At 73.6% G+C, this 16639-nt stretch carries 3 protein-coding genes and 1 pseudogene; all 4 read left to right on the top strand.

Annotation, left to right across the window (positions count from 1 at the left end):
- Positions 1-15 precede the first annotated feature (15 nt).
- Positions 16-72, top strand: a pseudogene (locus ACZ4FV_RS40145) (polyketide synthase docking domain-containing protein); the annotation flags it as partial.
- Positions 73-11838, top strand: coding sequence for an SDR family NAD(P)-dependent oxidoreductase (locus ACZ4FV_RS40140; protein WP_465325635.1), 11766 nt, complete (start codon positions 73-75; stop codon positions 11836-11838).
- A gap of 4 nt (positions 11839-11842) precedes the next feature.
- Positions 11843-15187 (top strand): type I polyketide synthase, encoded by a 3345-nt coding sequence (locus ACZ4FV_RS40135; RefSeq protein WP_465325631.1) that lies wholly within the window; start codon positions 11843-11845, stop codon positions 15185-15187.
- Positions 15184-16614, top strand: coding sequence for an acyl-CoA carboxylase subunit beta (locus tag ACZ4FV_RS40130; protein ID WP_395867216.1), 1431 nt, complete (start codon positions 15184-15186; stop codon positions 16612-16614). Before ACZ4FV_RS40135 ends, ACZ4FV_RS40130 begins: the two co-directional genes overlap by 4 nt.
- Positions 16615-16639: the final 25 nt, after the last annotated feature.

The raw sequence follows: 16639 nt of genomic DNA, 5'->3' as shown, positions 1-16639 counted from the left end.
GGAGTTGACGGCACGGTGGCGAACGCGAACGAAGAGAAGCTGCGGGACTACCTCAAGCGGGTCACCAACGACCTGCGCGAGACCCGCCGGCGGCTGGCCGCCGCGGAGGAGAGCGACCACGAGCCGATCGCGATCGTCGGCATGGGCTGCCGATTCCCCGGCGGGGTGTCCTCGCCCGAGGACCTGTGGCGGTTGGTCGCCGAGGGCGGCGACGGCATCACCGGCTTCCCGGACAACCGCGGTTGGGACCTGGAGACGCTGTTCGACGACGACCCGGACCACGTGGGCACCTCGTACGCCCGCACGGGCGGATTCCTGCACGACGCAGGCGAGTTCGACGCGGCGTTCTTCGGTATCTCGCCGCGCGAGGCGCTCGCGATGGACCCGCAGCAGCGGCTGCTCCTGGAGACGTCCTGGGAGGCCCTGGAGCGGGCCGGCATCCGCCCCGAGTCGATCCGCGGGAGCGGCACCGGCGCGTACATCGGCGCGATGTTCCAGGACTACGCGGTACGGATGGACGAGGCCACGGCGGCGAACCTGGAGGGCTTCCTGGTCACCGGCCGGGCCACCAGCGTCGCCTCGGGCCGGCTGTCGTACACGCTGGGCCTGGAGGGCCCGGCGGTCACCGTGGACACGGCCTGTTCGTCGTCGCTGGTGGCGCTGCACCTCGCGGTGCGCGCGCTGCGGCACGGCGAGTGCGCGCTCGCCCTGGCCGGCGGCGCGACCGTGATGGCCACGCCCAGCACCTTCGTGGGATTCAGCCGGCAGCGCGGTCTGTCCGCGGACGGCCGGTGCAAGGCGTTCGGCGCCGACGCGGACGGCTTCGGCTCCGCCGAGGGCGTCGGCATCCTGGTCCTGGAGCGACTGTCCGACGCCCGGCGCAACGGCCGCACGGTGCTCGCCGTCGTCCGCGGCTCCGCGATCAACCAGGACGGTGCGAGCAACGGGTTGACCGCGCCGAACGGTCCGTCGCAGCAGCGGGTGATCGAGGCCGCGTTGGCGGATGCGCGGTTGTCGGCGGGTGACGTGGACGCGGTGGAGGCGCACGGTACCGGGACGGCGTTGGGTGATCCGATCGAGGCGCAGGCGCTGTTGGCCACGTACGGGCGCGACCGCGACGCGGAACGCCCGTTGTGGCTGGGGTCGTTGAAGTCGAACGTCGGCCACACCCAGGCGGCGGCCGGGGTCGGCGGCGTGATCAAGATGGTCCAGGCCCTCCGACACGGCGTGTTGCCCAGGACGCTGCACGTGGACCGGCCCACCGACCGGGTCGACTGGTCGACGGGATCGGTCTCGCTGCTCGCGGAGCAGGTGGCCTGGCCGGAGACGGGCCGGCCCCGACGGGCCGCCGTGTCCTCGTTCGGCATGAGCGGCACCAACGCGCACACCATCCTCCAGCAGGCCCCGGCTGCGGAGGAAGAGCCCGAAGCAGGGCCGGCGCCGGACGCGGTCGACGCCTCGGCCGGTGCCTTCGGGAGGACGATTCCGTGGGTCGTATCGGGCCGCACGGAGCGCGCGCTGACCGACCAGGCGGCGCGGCTGGCCGAGTTCGTCGCGGGTGGATCGCAGCGGTCGGTCGCCGAGGTGGGCCACGCGCTCGCCCGGTCGCGGTCGGCGTTCGAGCATCGGGCGGTGATACTCGGCGTCGAGCGGGACGAGTTCGTCGCCGGGCTGAAGTCTTTGTCGGTCGCCGACATGGCGACCGACGAGCGCGTACTGAGCGGCGGTGGCGGCATCGGCCGCCCCGTCGCGCTGGTGTTTCCGGGTCAGGGGTCGCAGTGGGTCGGGATGGCGGCCGAACTGTTGGACGCCTCGCCGGTGTTCGCGGCGCGGATCGCGGAGTGTGAGGCGGCGTTGGCGGAGTTCGTCGACTGGTCGCTGGTCGAGGTGCTGCGCGATGGCGCACAGGTGCCGTCGTTGGACCGGGTGGATGTGGTCCAGCCGGTGTTGTTCGCGGTGATGGTGTCGTTGGCCGAGCTGTGGCGGTCGTTCGGGGTGGTGCCGGCGGCGGTGGTGGGTCATTCGCAGGGTGAGATCGCGGCGGCGTGTGTGGCCGGGGGTCTGACGTTGTCGGATGCGGCGCGCGTGGTGTCTTTGCGCAGTCAGGCGATCGCGCGGTCACTGGCCGGGCGGGGTGGGATGGTTTCGGTGCCGCTGCCGCTCGGCGAAGTCGAGGAGCGGCTGACCGGCTGGGCCGGTCGGATCGGCATCGCGGCCGTGAACGGGCCTGCGTCGACAGTGGTTTCCGGTGATCCCGACGCGCTGGACGAGCTGGTTGCCGGGTACGAGGCCGAGGATGTGCGCGCCCGGCGGATTCCGGTGGACTACGCGTCGCACTCGACCCATGTGGAGGATCTGCGGGACGAACTCCTGGAGATTCTGGGTCCGATCGTGCCCCGTTCGTCGGTGGTTCCGTTCTACTCGGCGGTGACGGGTGAGCGGTTGGACACGGCGGGATTGGATGCCGCCTACTGGTTCCGGAATCTGCGGGAGCCGGTGCGGTTCGATCTGGCGACGCGGGCGCTGCTCGTGGACGGGATCGGGGCGTTCGTCGAGTCCAGTGCGCATCCGGTGCTCACGGTCGGCGTGCAGGGCACGCTCGACGACGCCGACTCCGACGCGGTCACGCTCGGGTCGCTGCGGCGCAACGAGGGCGGTCCGGACCGGTTCCTGACCTCGCTCGGCGAGGCGTTCGTGAACGGTGTGGACGTCGACTGGTCGCCGGCGTTCACCGCCACGACCGTCCGCGCGGCCGAACTGCCGACCTACGCCTTCCAGCACGAGCACTACTGGCTGCCGAACGTCGAGGGGTTGACCGACGCACGGCAATTGGGGCTCGGCGCGCCTCGGCACCCGCTGCTCGGTGCGGCGATCTCGATGCCGGAGTCCGGCGGAGTCCTGCTCACGGGCCGGCTGTCGGTGCGCACCCAGCCGTGGCTCGCCGACCACGCGGTGCACGGCACGGTACTGCTGCCGGGAACGGCGTTCGTCGAACTGGCGATCCAGGCCGGTGACCGGGTCGGCTGCCCGACCCTGGAGGAACTGACCCTGGAGGCACCACTCCTCCTGCCCGAACACGGCGCCGTACAGGTGCACCTGGCCACATCGGCGGCGGACGAGAGCGGGCGGCGCACCTTCGACGTGTACTCGCGGCCCGAGGACGCCGACGGGAGCGAGGAGCCGTGGACGCGGCACGCGTCGGGCGTACTCGGCGTGGCGGCGACGGAGGCGGTGCAGGGACTGACGACTTGGCCGCCGGCCGGTGCGGAGGAACTCGACACGTCCGGGCTGTACTCCGGCCTCGCGGACGCGGGCCTGGGCTATGGGCCGGTGTTCCGGGGCCTGCGCCGGGCCTGGCGGGCGGGCGAGGACGTGTTCGCCGAGGTCACCCTGCCGGAGGGTGTCTCGCCGGCCGACTTCGGGCTGCACCCCGCGCTCCTGGACGCGGCGCTGCATGCCGTGCTCCTCGGCACGACGGGCGGCGCGCCGGCCGAGGTGCGGCTGCCGTTCGCGTGGTCCGATGTCGTGCTGCACGCGACCGGGGCAGACGCGCTTCGGGTTCGGGTGACCGCGGCCGGACCGGACACGGTCTCCGTGCTGGTGGCCGACGCGACGGGCAACCCGGTGGCCTCGATCGCCTCGCTGGTCGCCCGTCCGGTGGCCGCCGACGGGCTCCGGCCCACCGTGAATACCCGGGACGCGTTGTTCCGCACCGACTGGATCCCGCTGGAGCCGGCCGCGGACGCGACCCCCGCCGGTCGTCGCGTCCACCTCGGTGTCTCCGAGACGGACCTCGGTCTCGACGGTCTCGAGCCGGCGGCCGACGCGGACGCCGCGCTCGCCGACGGTGCGGCCGTGCCGGAGCTGGTTTTCGTGGACCTCGGTGCGGACGACGCCGGCGTCGAGCCGGCGCAGGCCGCGCGGGCGGCGACGAGTCGGGCACTGGCCCTTGTACAGCGATGGGTGGCCGACGAGCGGTTCGCCGATGCCCGGCTGGTCCTGGTCACCCGGGGCGGCGCCACGACGGGCGCCGATCCCTCGGTCGCCGCCGCCCGAGGGCTGGTGCGGTCGGCACAGGCGGAGCATCCCGGGCGGATCGTGCTGCTCGACCTGGACGGCGAGGCGATCCCGTCGGACGTGCTGAACGGCGCCCTCGCGGGGGACGAACCGCAACTCGCGGTCCGGGCCGGCACGGTGTACGCGCCCCGGCTGGTCCGGGCCGCCGAGACCACCGCCCTGCTTCCGCCTACCGACGTCGCCGGATGGCGGCTGGCCGCGTCGGCCGATGGATCGCTGGCCGAACTGGCCCTGCTCCCGGACCGGGACGGCGAGGAGCCGTTGGCGGCCGGTCAGGTTCGGGTGGCGGTCCGGGCCGCCGGGCTGAACTTCCGGGATGTGCTGATCGCCCTCGGGATGTATCCGGGCGAGGCGTCGTTGGGCAGTGAAGGCGCCGGGGTGGTCGTCGAGATCGGGCCCGGAGTGCACGACCTGACCCCGGGCGATCGGGTGATGGGCCTGTTCGCGGGTGCCTTCGGGCCGCTCGCGGTGGCCGACGCCCGGATGGTGGTGCGGGTGCCGACGGGTTGGTCGTTCGAGCAGGCGGCGTCGGTGCCGGTGGTGTTCGCGACGGCGTACTACGGGCTGGTGGATCTGGCCGGGCTGCGGCGGGGTGAGTCGTTGTTGGTGCACGCGGCGGCCGGTGGTGTCGGGATGGCGGCGGTGCAGGTGGCCCGCCACCTCGGCGCCGAGATCTGGGGTACGGCGAGTCCGGCGAAGTGGGCCGCGACCGGGTTGGGCGACGAACGCTTGGCCTCGTCCCGATCGGTCGGCTTCGGCGAGCGCTTCGCGACGGCGGGCGACGGGCGCGGCTTCGATGTCGTATTGAACTCGCTGGCCCGGGAGTTCGTGGACGAATCGCTCGCACTGCTCGCTCCCGGCGGTCGGTTCGTGGAGATGGGCAAGATTGACATCCGAGACGCGGACGCGGTGGCCGCCGAGCGGCCCGGGGTGACGTACCGCGCGTTCGACCTCGTCGCCGATGCCGGGCCGGACCGCATCCACGAGATCCTCACCGAGATCCTGGCGCTGTGCGAGAGCGGCGCCTTGCACCCGCTGCCGACGAGCGCGTGGGACCTGCGCCGCGCGCCCGACGCGATGCGGCACCTGCGCGAGGCCCGCCACGTGGGCAAGTTGGTGCTGCGGGTCCCACGCACCCCGGATCCCGACGGCACGGTACTGATCACCGGTGCGAGCGGTGCACTCGGCGGACTGCTGGCCCGGCATCTGGTGACCGAACACGGCGCGCGAAACCTCCTGTTGCTTTCCCGGCGCGGTGCGGACGCACCGGGCGCCGCCGAACTCGCCGCGGAACTGCGCGAGTCGGGAGCGGAGGTGGCCTTCGCGGCGGCCGACGTCGGCGACCGGACGGCGCTCGCCGAGGTGCTGGCCGCGATTGCGCCGGAGCATCCGTTGACCGGCGTGGTGCACGCGGCGGGTGTGTTGGACGACGGCGTGATCGAGTCGTTGACGCCCGACCGGATCGACGCGGTCTTCCGTGCCAAGGTCGACGCGGCGGTGCACCTGGACGAGCTGACCGCGGACGCGGACCTGGCGATGTTCGTGCTCTTCTCCTCCGCCGCCGGCACGTTCGGCGGTCCGGGGCAGGCCAACTACGCCGCGGCGAACGCCTTCCTAGACGCGCTGGCCGAGCGCCGGCACGCGCGCGGGTTGCCCGGTGTGTCGTTGGCCTGGGGCCTGTGGGCCCAGTCCACCGGGATGACCGGGCACCTGAGCGAGGGCGACCTGCGCCGGATGGCGCGTGGCGGACTGATCCCGCTGACCACCGAGCAGGGGTTGGCCCTGCTCGATGCCGCGCTCGCGCTCGACGAGCCCGCGCTCGTGCCGACCCGCCTGGACCTGTCGACGCCGCGCGAGGCTGCCACCAGTGCGACTCCGCACCTGCTGCGCGGCCTGGTCCGGACCCGGACGCGTCGCACCGTCGCGGCAGGGCCCGCGGCCGGCGGCACCGCACTGGCCCAACGACTGGCCGGGAACACCGCGGCCGAACGCGCCGACGCGCTGCGCGAACTCGTCCGCGTCCAGGTCGCCACCGTGCTCGGGCACGGGTCGGCGGCCGCGGTGGACAAGGATCGGGCGTTCAAGGAGTTGGGCTTCGACTCGCTCACCGCGGTCGAACTGCGCAACCGGCTCAACGCCGCGACCGGACTGCGGCTGCCCGCCACGCTGGTCTTCGACTACCCCACCCCGGCCGTACTGGCGCAGTACCTGCACGACCGGCTCTTCGACACGACGGCAGACCCCACGCCGGCTCGGCCGGCCGCCGAACCCGGGTCGGACCACGAGCCGATCGCGATCGTCGGGATGGGCTGCCGGTTCCCCGGCGACGTGGCGTCGCCGGACGACCTGTGGCGCCTGGTGTCGCGGGGTGGCGACGCGATCACCGGTTTCCCGCAGGACCGGGGCTGGGATCTGGCGGGGCTGTACGACCCGGACCCGGAGCATCCCGGCACCAGCTACACCCGGCAGGGCGGATTCCTGCACGACGCGGGCGAGTTCGACGCGGCGTTCTTCGGTATCTCGCCGCGCGAGGCGCTCGCGATGGACCCGCAGCAGCGACTGCTCCTGGAGACGTCGTGGGAGGCGTTCGAGCGGGCCGGAATCGATCCGGACACGGTTCGGGGCAGCCGGACCGGCGTCTTCGTCGGTGCCATCGCGCAGGACTACGCGGGGCGGCCGGGCGACGGCGCGACCGGCCTGGAGGGCCACCTGCTCACCGGCAACGCGGCCTCCGTGATCAGCGGCCGGATCTCCTACACCTTCGGTCTGGAGGGGCCGGCCATCACGGTCGACACCGCGTGCTCGTCCTCGCTGGTCGCGCTGCACCTGGCCGTGCAGGCACTGCGCCACGACGAGTGCGCCATGGCACTCGCCGGAGGAGTGACGGTGATGTCGGCCCCCGGCATGTTCGTCGCGTTCAGCAAGCAGCGCGGACTGGCGGTGGACGGCCGGTGCAAGGCGTTCGGCGCCGACGCGGACGGCTTCGGCTCCGCCGAGGGCGTCGGCATGCTGGTGCTGGAACGGCTGTCCGACGCGCGGCGCAACGGGCACCGCGTGCTGGCCGTGGTGCGCGGTACGGCGGTCAACCAGGACGGTGCGAGCAATGGGTTGACCGCGCCGAACGGTCCGTCGCAGCAGCGGGTGATCGAGGCCGCGTTGGCGGATGCGCGGTTGTCGGCGGGTGATGTGGACGCGGTGGAGGCGCACGGTACCGGGACGGCGTTGGGTGATCCGATCGAGGCGCAGGCGTTGTCGGCCACGTACGGGCGCGACCGCGACGTGGAACGCCCGTTGTGGCTGGGGTCGTTGAAGTCGAACATCGGGCACGCGCAGGCCGCCGCCGGGGTGGCGGGTGTGATCAAGATGGTCGAGGCGCTGCGTCGAGGCGCACTGCCCCGGACGCTGCACGCGGACGAGCCCTCCCCGCACATCGACTGGTCCTCGGGGACAGTGTCGCTGCTCACCGAGGCGCGGGAGTGGCCGGAGCGCGACGCACCCCGCCGCGCGGGCGTCTCCTCGTTCGGGATCAGCGGCACGAACGCGCACGCGATCCTCGAACAGGCCGAACCCGAGCCCGCTGCGGAAAAGTCCGAAGCGGAGTCGACCGGCTCGACGCCCGCCGTCCCGTGGCCGCTGTCCGCGCGCAGCGCGACCGGACTGCGCGACCAGGCCGCGCGCCTGCGCGAGTTCGTGGTCGCCCACCCGGACACCACGCCCATCGACATCGGCTGGTCACTGGCACGGACCCGATCCGTGTTCGACCACCGCGCGGTGGTCGTGGGCACCGACCGCGACACGCTGCTCGCCGGTCTCTCCGACCTCGCGGTCGGCACGGGCCCGGCGGCCGGCCGAGCCGTGGCACTGGTGTTTCCGGGTCAGGGGTCGCAGTGGGTCGGGATGGCGGCCGAACTGTTGGACGCCTCGCCGGTGTTCGCGGCGCGGATCGCGGAGTGTGAGGCGGCGTTGGCGGAGTTCGTCGACTGGTCGCTGGTCGAGGTGCTGCGCGATGGCGCACAGGCGCCGTCGTTGGACCGGGTGGATGTGGTCCAGCCGGTGTTGTTCGCGGTGATGGTGTCGTTGGCCGAGCTGTGGCGGTCGTTCGGGGTGGTGCCGGCGGCGGTGGTGGGTCATTCGCAGGGTGAGATCGCGGCGGCGTGTGTGGCCGGGGGTCTGACGTTGTCGGATGCGGCGCGCGTGGTGGCTTTGCGCAGTCAGGCGATCGCGCGGTCGCTGGCCGGGCGGGGCGGCATGGTGTCCGTACCGTTGCCGCTCGCCGAGGTCGAGGAACGGCTGAGTCGGTGGGCCGGCCGGGTCGGCGTGGCGACGGTGAACGGACCGACGTCCACGGTCGTCTCGGGTGACCCGGACGCGCTGGAGGAGCTGATCGCCGTGCTGGCCGCCGAGGTCGGCGTCGAGGCCCGGCGGATTCCGGTGGACTACGCGTCGCACTCCACGCATGTGGAGGATCTGCGGGACGAACTTCTGGAGATTCTCGCTCCGATCGTGCCGCGTTCGTCGGTGGTTCCGTTCTACTCGGCGGTGACGGGTGAGCGGTTGGATACGGCGGGGTTGGACGCGGGGTATTGGTTCCGGAATCTGCGGGAGCCGGTGCGGTTCGATCTGGCGACGCGGGCGCTGCTCGCGGACGGGATCGGGGCGTTCGTCGAGTCCAGTGCGCATCCGGTGCTCACGGTCGGCGTGCAGGGCACGCTCGACGACGCCGACTCCGACGCGGTCACGCTCGGGTCGCTGCGGCGCAACGAGGGCGGGCTCGATCGGTTCCTGACCTCGCTCGGCGAGGCGTTTGCGCACGGCGTGGAGGTCGACTGGTCGCAGGCTTTCGCGGGTACCGGCGCTCGGGTCGTCGAACTGCCCACCTACGCCTTCCAGCACGAGCACTACTGGCTGAAGTCGGTCGAGTCGACGAGCACGGATGTCGCCGGACTCGGGCTCGGCAGCGCGGGACACGCGCTCCTGGGTGCGGCGGTCGCGCTGCCCGACTCGGGCGGGTTCGCGTTCACCGGTCGACTTTCGGTGCGGACCCATCCCTGGCTGGCCGACCACGCGGTGCTCGGTGCGATCCTGGTGCCCGGAACGGCGTTCGTGGACCTGGCCGTTCGGGCCGCCGACCAGGTCGGCTGCGCGTCGGTCGAGGAACTGGTGGTCGAGGCCCCGATCGTGCTGACCGAGGACGGCGCGGTGCGGCTGCACGTATCCGTCTCGGCTCCCGACGAGGCCGGCTATCGGCAACTGGGGATCTACTCCCGCGCGGAGGAGCCGGGGGACGCGGGAGGCACGGAAGCGGGCGAGGACGAGTGGCGTCGGCACGCCACCGGTGTGCTCGCCCGCGAAGCCAAGGACGACAGGGGGCGATCCGCCGACGCCGATGCGGCCGTGTGGCCGCCGACGGGTGTCGTTCCGGTGGATGTGGACGGGTTCTACGACCGGTTGTTGCGCGGCGGCTACGGCTACGGCCCGGTTTTCCAGGGACTGCGTCGGGTCTGGCGGCGCGGCGACGAGGTGTTCGCCGAGGTGGCGCTGCCGGAGGAGACGCCGGCGGCCGGCTTCGGGGTGCATCCGGCGCTGCTGGATGCCGCACTGCACACGGTCTTCCTGCGTGCCGAGGGCGAGCGGACGTCGCCCGATTCGGGCATTCGACTGCCGTTCATGTGGTCCGGGGTCACGCTGCACGGCTCCGGCGCCTCGGCGCTGCGGGTACGCCTGGCGTCGGCCGGGCCGGACGCGGTGTCCCTCGACGTCGCCGACGAGAGCGGTCGCCCGATTGCCTCGGCCGGATCGCTGGTGTTCCGGCCGGTGGCCGAGGAACTGCTGCGGTCCGTCGGCACGGCCGGAGCGGACGGGCTGTACCGCGTGCGGTGGATCCCGGCCGACGACCCGGTCGAGGGCCCGGCGCCCACCGTGCTCCGACTGGGCCCGGCCGGCGAACTGCCGAACACGCTCGACACAGTGACCCCGGACCTGGTCGTGTACGAGTTCGTATCGACGTCGAGTTCCGCGGCGCTCGACCCGGGGGCCCACGAACCCACGCTCCGCTCCCTGGCGTTGGCGCAGTCGTGGCTGGCCGACGAGCGTTTCGGCGGCTCCCGGCTGGTCCTGGTCGGGCGGGGAGCGCACGCCGATCCGGAACTCGCGGCGGCCTTCGGGCTGGTGCGGTCGGCGCAGGCCGAACACCCGGACCGCTTCGTCCTGGTCGACGCCGAGCCGGAGAACCCGGCCGCGGGCGGCACAACAGGCCCGACCGACGCGCAACTCGCGGCGGCGGTGGCCACCGGCGAGCCGTATGTCGCGCTCGTCGACGGCGCGCTGCGGGTACCCCGACTCACCCGGGACGAGCCGGCGGCGGACACGGCGCACGAGGATGCGGCGCCGACGTGGGGCCCGGACAGCCGGGTCCTGATCACCGGTGGCACCGGCACGCTCGGCGCGCTGGTGGCCCGGCACCTGGTGCGCCGGCACGGTGTGCTGGACCTGGTCCTCACCAGTCGCCGCGGTCCGGACGCACCCGGTGCCCGCGAACTGGCCGACGAACTGGTCGAGGCGGGTGCCCGGGTCGCCGTCGTGGCCTGTGACGTCGCGGACCGCGACGCGGTGGCCGGGCTGCTCGCCGGGCATCGGTTCGACGCGGTGGTGCACGCGGCCGGCGCGTTGGACGACGGCCTGGTCGAGTCGCTCACGCCCGAGCGGATCGCCGGCGTCTTCGAGCCCAAGGCGGACGCGGCGGCGCATCTGGACGCGCTGACCCGCGAGCACGGCGACGGCCCGACGGCCCTCGTGCTCTTCTCGTCGGCGGCCGGTCTGCTCGGCGGCCCCGGACAGGCGAACTACGCGGCGGCCAACGCGTTCCTGGACGCACTCGCGGCCCGGCGCCGGGCCGAGGGCCTGCCCGGGACGTCGATCGCGTGGGGCCGCTGGGAGACGGCCAGCGAGCTGACCGGGGGACTGGACGCGAACGAGCTGGCTCGGCTGGGCCGGGCGGGCGTGGCCGGCCTGTCCGACGACGAGGGACTCGCCCTGTTCGACGCGGCGATCCACAGCGACGCCACGGTCCTGGCCGCGCGCCTGGACCACACCGCGCTCCAGGCCGCGGCCCTGGACGGGGTGCTCCAGCCGATCCTGCACGGCCTGGTCCGAATCCCGGCCAAGCGGGCGGCGCGGGAGGGCGACGCGGCCCGACCGCTGCGCGAGCTGCTGGCCGAATTGCCGGTCGGGCAGCGCGCGCACGCCGTGTCGGACCTGGTGCGCAAGCACGTGGCGGCGGTGCTGGGTCACGCCTCGGCGGACGCGGTCGACCCGGACCGCTCGTTCAAGGAACTGGGCTTCGACTCCCTGATCGGAGTCGAACTGCGCAATCGGCTCGGCGCGGCGGCGGGCCTGCGGTTGCGGGCCACGCTGATCTTCGATCACCCGACGCCCGCGGCGCTGGCCGACTGGCTGCGCGCCGAGCTGGTGCCGGACACCGATCGTCCGGTGCTGCCGGTCCTGGCCGAGCTGGACCGCTTGGAGGCGGCACTGGCCGGCACCGCGGCCGCGGGACCCGCCGGGGACGAACGCGCGCTGATCGCCGAACGCCTGCGGCAGTTGTTGTGGACGTGGAGCGACGCGCCGCACGACGGCGCCGACGAGGAAGGCGACGCTCGCACCGGTCCGGAACTGACCACCGCCTCGGCGGCGGAGATGTTCGCGCTCATCGACGACGAATTCGGCGCCCTGGACGCCGATTCGGCCAGCCACGGGGGTTGAGGAAATGTCGGAAACCGAAGAACAGAAACTGCTGGACTACCTCAAGCGGGTCACCGGCGACCTGCGCCGCGCGCACCAGCGCATCCGTGCCCTGGAGGAGCGGGACGCCGAACCGATCGCGATCGTCGGGATGAGCTGCCGCTACCCGGGTGGAGTGAACTCGCCCGAGGACCTGTGGCAACTGGTGCACGCCGGCGGTGACGCGATCAGCGAATTCCCCAGCGACCGCGGTTGGGACGTGGCCGACCTGTACGACCCGGACCCGGACCGGCCGGGCAAGACATACACCCGCGAGGGCGGCTTCCTGTACGACGCGGCCGAGTTCGACGCCGGCTTCTTCGGCATCTCGCCGCGCGAGGCGCTGGCCACCGATCCGCAGCAGCGTCTGCTCCTGGAGACCGCGTGGGAGGCGTTCGAGCGGGCCGGCATCGACCCGGGCTCACCCGACGCGCGCTCGACCGGCGTGTTCACCGGGCTGATGTACCACGACTACGCGACCCGGCTGCGATCCGTGCCCGAGGGCATGGAAGGCCAGTTGGGGCACGGCAACGCGGGCAGCATCGCGTCGGGTCGGGTGGCCTACGCGCTCGGCCTGGAGGGGCCGGCCGTGACCCTGGACACGGCCTGCTCGTCCTCGCTGGTCGCGCTGCACTGGGCGGCCCAGGCGCTGCGCCGGGGCGACTGCTCGCTGGCCCTGGCCGGTGGCGTCACGGTGATGTTCACCCCGGGGGTGTTCCTCGAGTTCAGCCGGCAGCGCGGGCTGGCCCCCAACGGTCGGTGCAAGTCGTTTGCGAACGCGGCGGACGGCACCGGCTGGTCCGAGGGCGCGGGCATGTTGCTGCTGGAGAAGTTGTCGGACGCGCGGCGGCACGGGCATCCCGTGCTCGCCCTGGTCCGGGGCACCGCGGTCAACTCCGACGGCGGCGGCACCGGCCTGACCGTGCCCAACGGCGCCGCCCAGCAGCGGGTGATCCGGCAGGCCCTGGAGGCGGCCCGGCTGACCCCGGAGCAGGTGGACGCGGTCGAGGCGCACGGCACCGGCACCACGTTGGGCGACCCGATCGAGGCGCACGCGCTGCTGGCCACCTACGGCCGCGACCGGCCCGCCGAACAACCCCTGTGGCTGGGCTCGTTGAAGTCCAACCTGGGGCACACCCAGGCCGCCGCGGGGGTGGCCGGGGTGATCAAGATGGTGCAGGCGATGCGGCACGGCGTACTGCCACGCACGCTGCACGTGGACGAGCCCTCTGAGCACGTGGACTGGTCCTCGGGCGCGGTACGCCTGCTCACCGAGTCGATGGCGTGGCCGGACACCGGCCGGCCGCGCCGCGCGGGCGTGTCCTCGTTCGGGATCAGCGGCACCAACGCGCACGCGATCCTGGAACAGCCGCCCGCCCCCGCCGAGGACGAGCGCGACCCGGTCCCGGACGGCGTGCCGGTGCCGGTGCTGCTGTCGGCGCGCTCCGCCGACGCGCTGCGCGACCAGGCGCTGCGCCTGGGCCTGCACATCCGACTGCGGCCCGAAGAGCGGATCGCCGACATCGCCTGGTCGCAGGCGCACACCCGGGCGGTGTTCGGCCACCGGGCGGTGCTGGTGGCCGCCGATCAGGAGGAGTTGGCCGGCGCGCTCAAGACGCTCGCACGTGGGCAGAGCGGCGCCGCGGTGATCACCGGGCGCACCGGCACCACCGTGGCCCGCCCGAGCGGCCTGGGCTTCCTGTTCAGCGGACAGGGCAGCCAGCGACCGCGGATGGGCCGGTTGTTGCGCGAGACGGAGCCGGTGTTCGCCGAGGCGTTCGACGCCGCGTGCGCCGAACTGGACCTGCGGCTGGCCGGGCACGTCGAGGTGCCGCTGACGGAGGTGCTCGCGGCCGGGGAGGGTACGCCGACGGCGGCGCTCCTGGACCGCACGGTGTACACCCAGGCCGGGCTGTTCGCGTTGGAGGTGGGGCTGTTCCGGCTCGCGTGGAGCTGGGGGCTGCGGCCGGACCACCTGCTCGGCCACTCGATCGGCGAGCTCGCCGCCGCGCACGTGGCCGGTGTCTGGTCGTTGCCGGACGCGGCGGCGCTGGTGGCCGCGCGCGGGCGGCTGATGCAGGCGCTGCCGGCGGGCGGCGCGATGCTGGCGATCCAGGCGACGGAGGAGGAGGCGAACGCCGCGATCGCGGACCACCGGGGTGGGTTGGCCGTGGCGGCGGTGAACGGGCCGCACTCGGTGGTGCTCTCCGGCGACGCGGACGCGGTGGCGGCGGCTGCCCGGGAGTGGGCCGAGCGTGGTCGCAAGGCCACCCGGCTGCGGGTGAGCCACGCCTTCCACTCGCCGCACATGGACCCGATGGCGGCCGAGTTCCGCCGGGTGGCCGCCGCGCTGGAGGCGCGCGAACCGGAGATCCCGGTGATCTCCAACCTGACCGGGCGGCCCGCGACCGCCGACGAGTTGGGTTCGCCGGACTACTGGGTGCGACACGTCCGCGAGGCGGTGCGCTTCCACGACGGGGTGCGCGCCCTGGTCGGGCAGGGTGTGGGCACCTTCGTCGAACTGGGCCCGGACGGCGTGCTCAGCGCGATGGCCGGACAGTGCCTGACCGACGTCCCGGACGCGGTGGTGGTGCCACTGCTGCGCAAGGACCGGCCCGAGCCCCGCGCGGTCGCCGAGGCGCTGGCCCACGTGCACGTGCGCGGGGTCGCGGTGGACTGGTCGCGGGTGTTCGCGCCGCGGCGGGGACGCCGGGTGGAGCTGCCGACCTATCCGTTCCAGCGCCGCCGCTACTGGCTGGAGGATCGACCCGGATTCGGCCCCACGGCGGCCGACTCGCCGCTGTGGCACGCCGTCGAGCGCGAGGACGCGGCGGCACTGGCCCGCGAGCTGGACGCGGAGGACGAACAGGCGCTGCTGGAGTCGGCGCTGCCGCTGCTGGCCGACTGGTACCGGCGGCGGATGGAGGACCGGGAATCGGCCCCGGGTCTGCCCGACGACCTGCCCGAGCGGGCCGAGTCCGACGCGCGCTCGCAGGCGCTGCCCGCCCGGCTGGCCGTGCTCTCCCCGGACGAGCGGGTGCGGGCGCTGGGCGAGGTGGTGCGCGAACACGTGGCCGCCGTGCTCGGCCACCCCGATCCCGACGCGATCGAACCGGACAGCGAGTTCCTCGACCTGGGCTTCGCGTCGCTGACCGCGGTCGAACTGACCAAGCGGCTGGCCGAGGCGACCGGCCTGGAGCTGAACCCGACGCTGATCTACGACTACAACAACTCGGCGCTGGTGGCCGGCTTCATCGCCGACGAGTTGGCCCGCTCCGCCGCCTCGGCCGACGACGCCGTGCCGGACCTCACCCAGGAAGGCCACCGATGACCACCGCGACCGATCCGACCCGAACCGGGACGCCCGAAGCCCCGGATCCGCGCGATCCCGAACTACGCCTGGCCGCACTGTTCGACCCGGACACCCTGCTCCCGCGCGAACCCCGCGACGACAGCGGCGTACTCACCGCCGAGGGCAGCGTGCACGGCCTGCCGGTGCTCGCCTACTGCACCGACGCCACCCGGATGGGCGGCGCGCTGGGCTCGCCCGGCGCGGACCGGATCATCGCCGCGATCGACGACGCGGTGGACCGGGGCCTGCCGGTGATCGGGCTCTGGCACTCCGGCGGGGCCAAACTCGCCGACGGCGTGGCCTCGATGGACGGCGTGGGCCGGATGTTCGCCGCGATGACCCGCGCCTCGGGCCTGGTGCCGCAGATCTCCGTGGTGCTCGGCCCGGCCGCGGGCGCCGCCGCGTACGGTCCCGCGCTCACCGACATCGTGGTGATGGCGGAGACCGGCCGGATGTTCGTCACCGGCCCGGACGTGGTGCGCAGCGTCACCGGGGAGCAGATCGACATGGTCGGACTCGGCGGCGCCGAGGCACACGGCCGCCAGTCCGGGGTCGCGCACGTGACCACGGCATCCGAGGCCGAGGCGATCGAACAGGCGCGCACACTCGTGGAGTTGCTGAGCCGCCCGGGCCGGCCCGACCCGGCGGCGGTCGTCGGTGAGGCCGCGGAGAACCCCCGGCGACTGTTACCGGACCGGCCCCGGCGCGCCTACGACGTGCACCCGCTGGTCCGCGAACTCCTGGACGACCGGGCGTTCCTGGAACTCCAGGCGCGCTGGGCCGCGAACATCGTGATCGGCTTCGGCCGGCTCGCCGGCGGAACCGTCGGGGTGATCGCCAACAACCCGCTGCGCAAAGGCGGTTGCCTGGACTCGCTGTCCGCGGAGAAGTCCTCGCGGTTCGTCCGGATGTGCGACGCGCTCGGCGTACCGCTGGTGGTCCTGGTGGACGTGCCCGGCTATCTGCCCGGGGTCGGCCAGGAGTGGGGCGGGGTGATCCGGCGCGGCGCCAAGCTGTTGCACGCGTTCGCCGCCGCGGTGGTACCGCGGGTGACCCTGGTGACCCGCAAGTCCTACGGCGGCGCCTACATCGCGATGAACTCCCGTTCGCTGGGCGCGACCGCGGTGTACGCGTGGCCGGAGGCCGAAGTCGCGGTGATGGGCGCGGAGGCGGCCGTCGGCGTGCTGCACCGCAAGAAGATCGCGGCCACCGCCGAGGCGGACCGTCCCGCACTGCTGGCCCGCCTGGTCACCGAACACGAACAGGCTTCCGGCGGGGTGAGCCGGGCGCTGGACATCGGGGTGGTGGACGAGGTGATCGAACCCGACGAGACCCGCTTCCGGCTGGCCCAGGCGCTGGCCGGAGCGCCCGCCGACCGAGGCCGGCACGGCAACATCCCGCTCTGATCCGGACCGTCCGCGCACATCACCC

This window comes from Embleya sp. NPDC025285 (genome assembly GCF_055558835.1).
The sequence above is the reverse complement of the archived record's forward strand: the minus strand, read 5'-3'. Positions and strand labels throughout refer to the sequence as shown.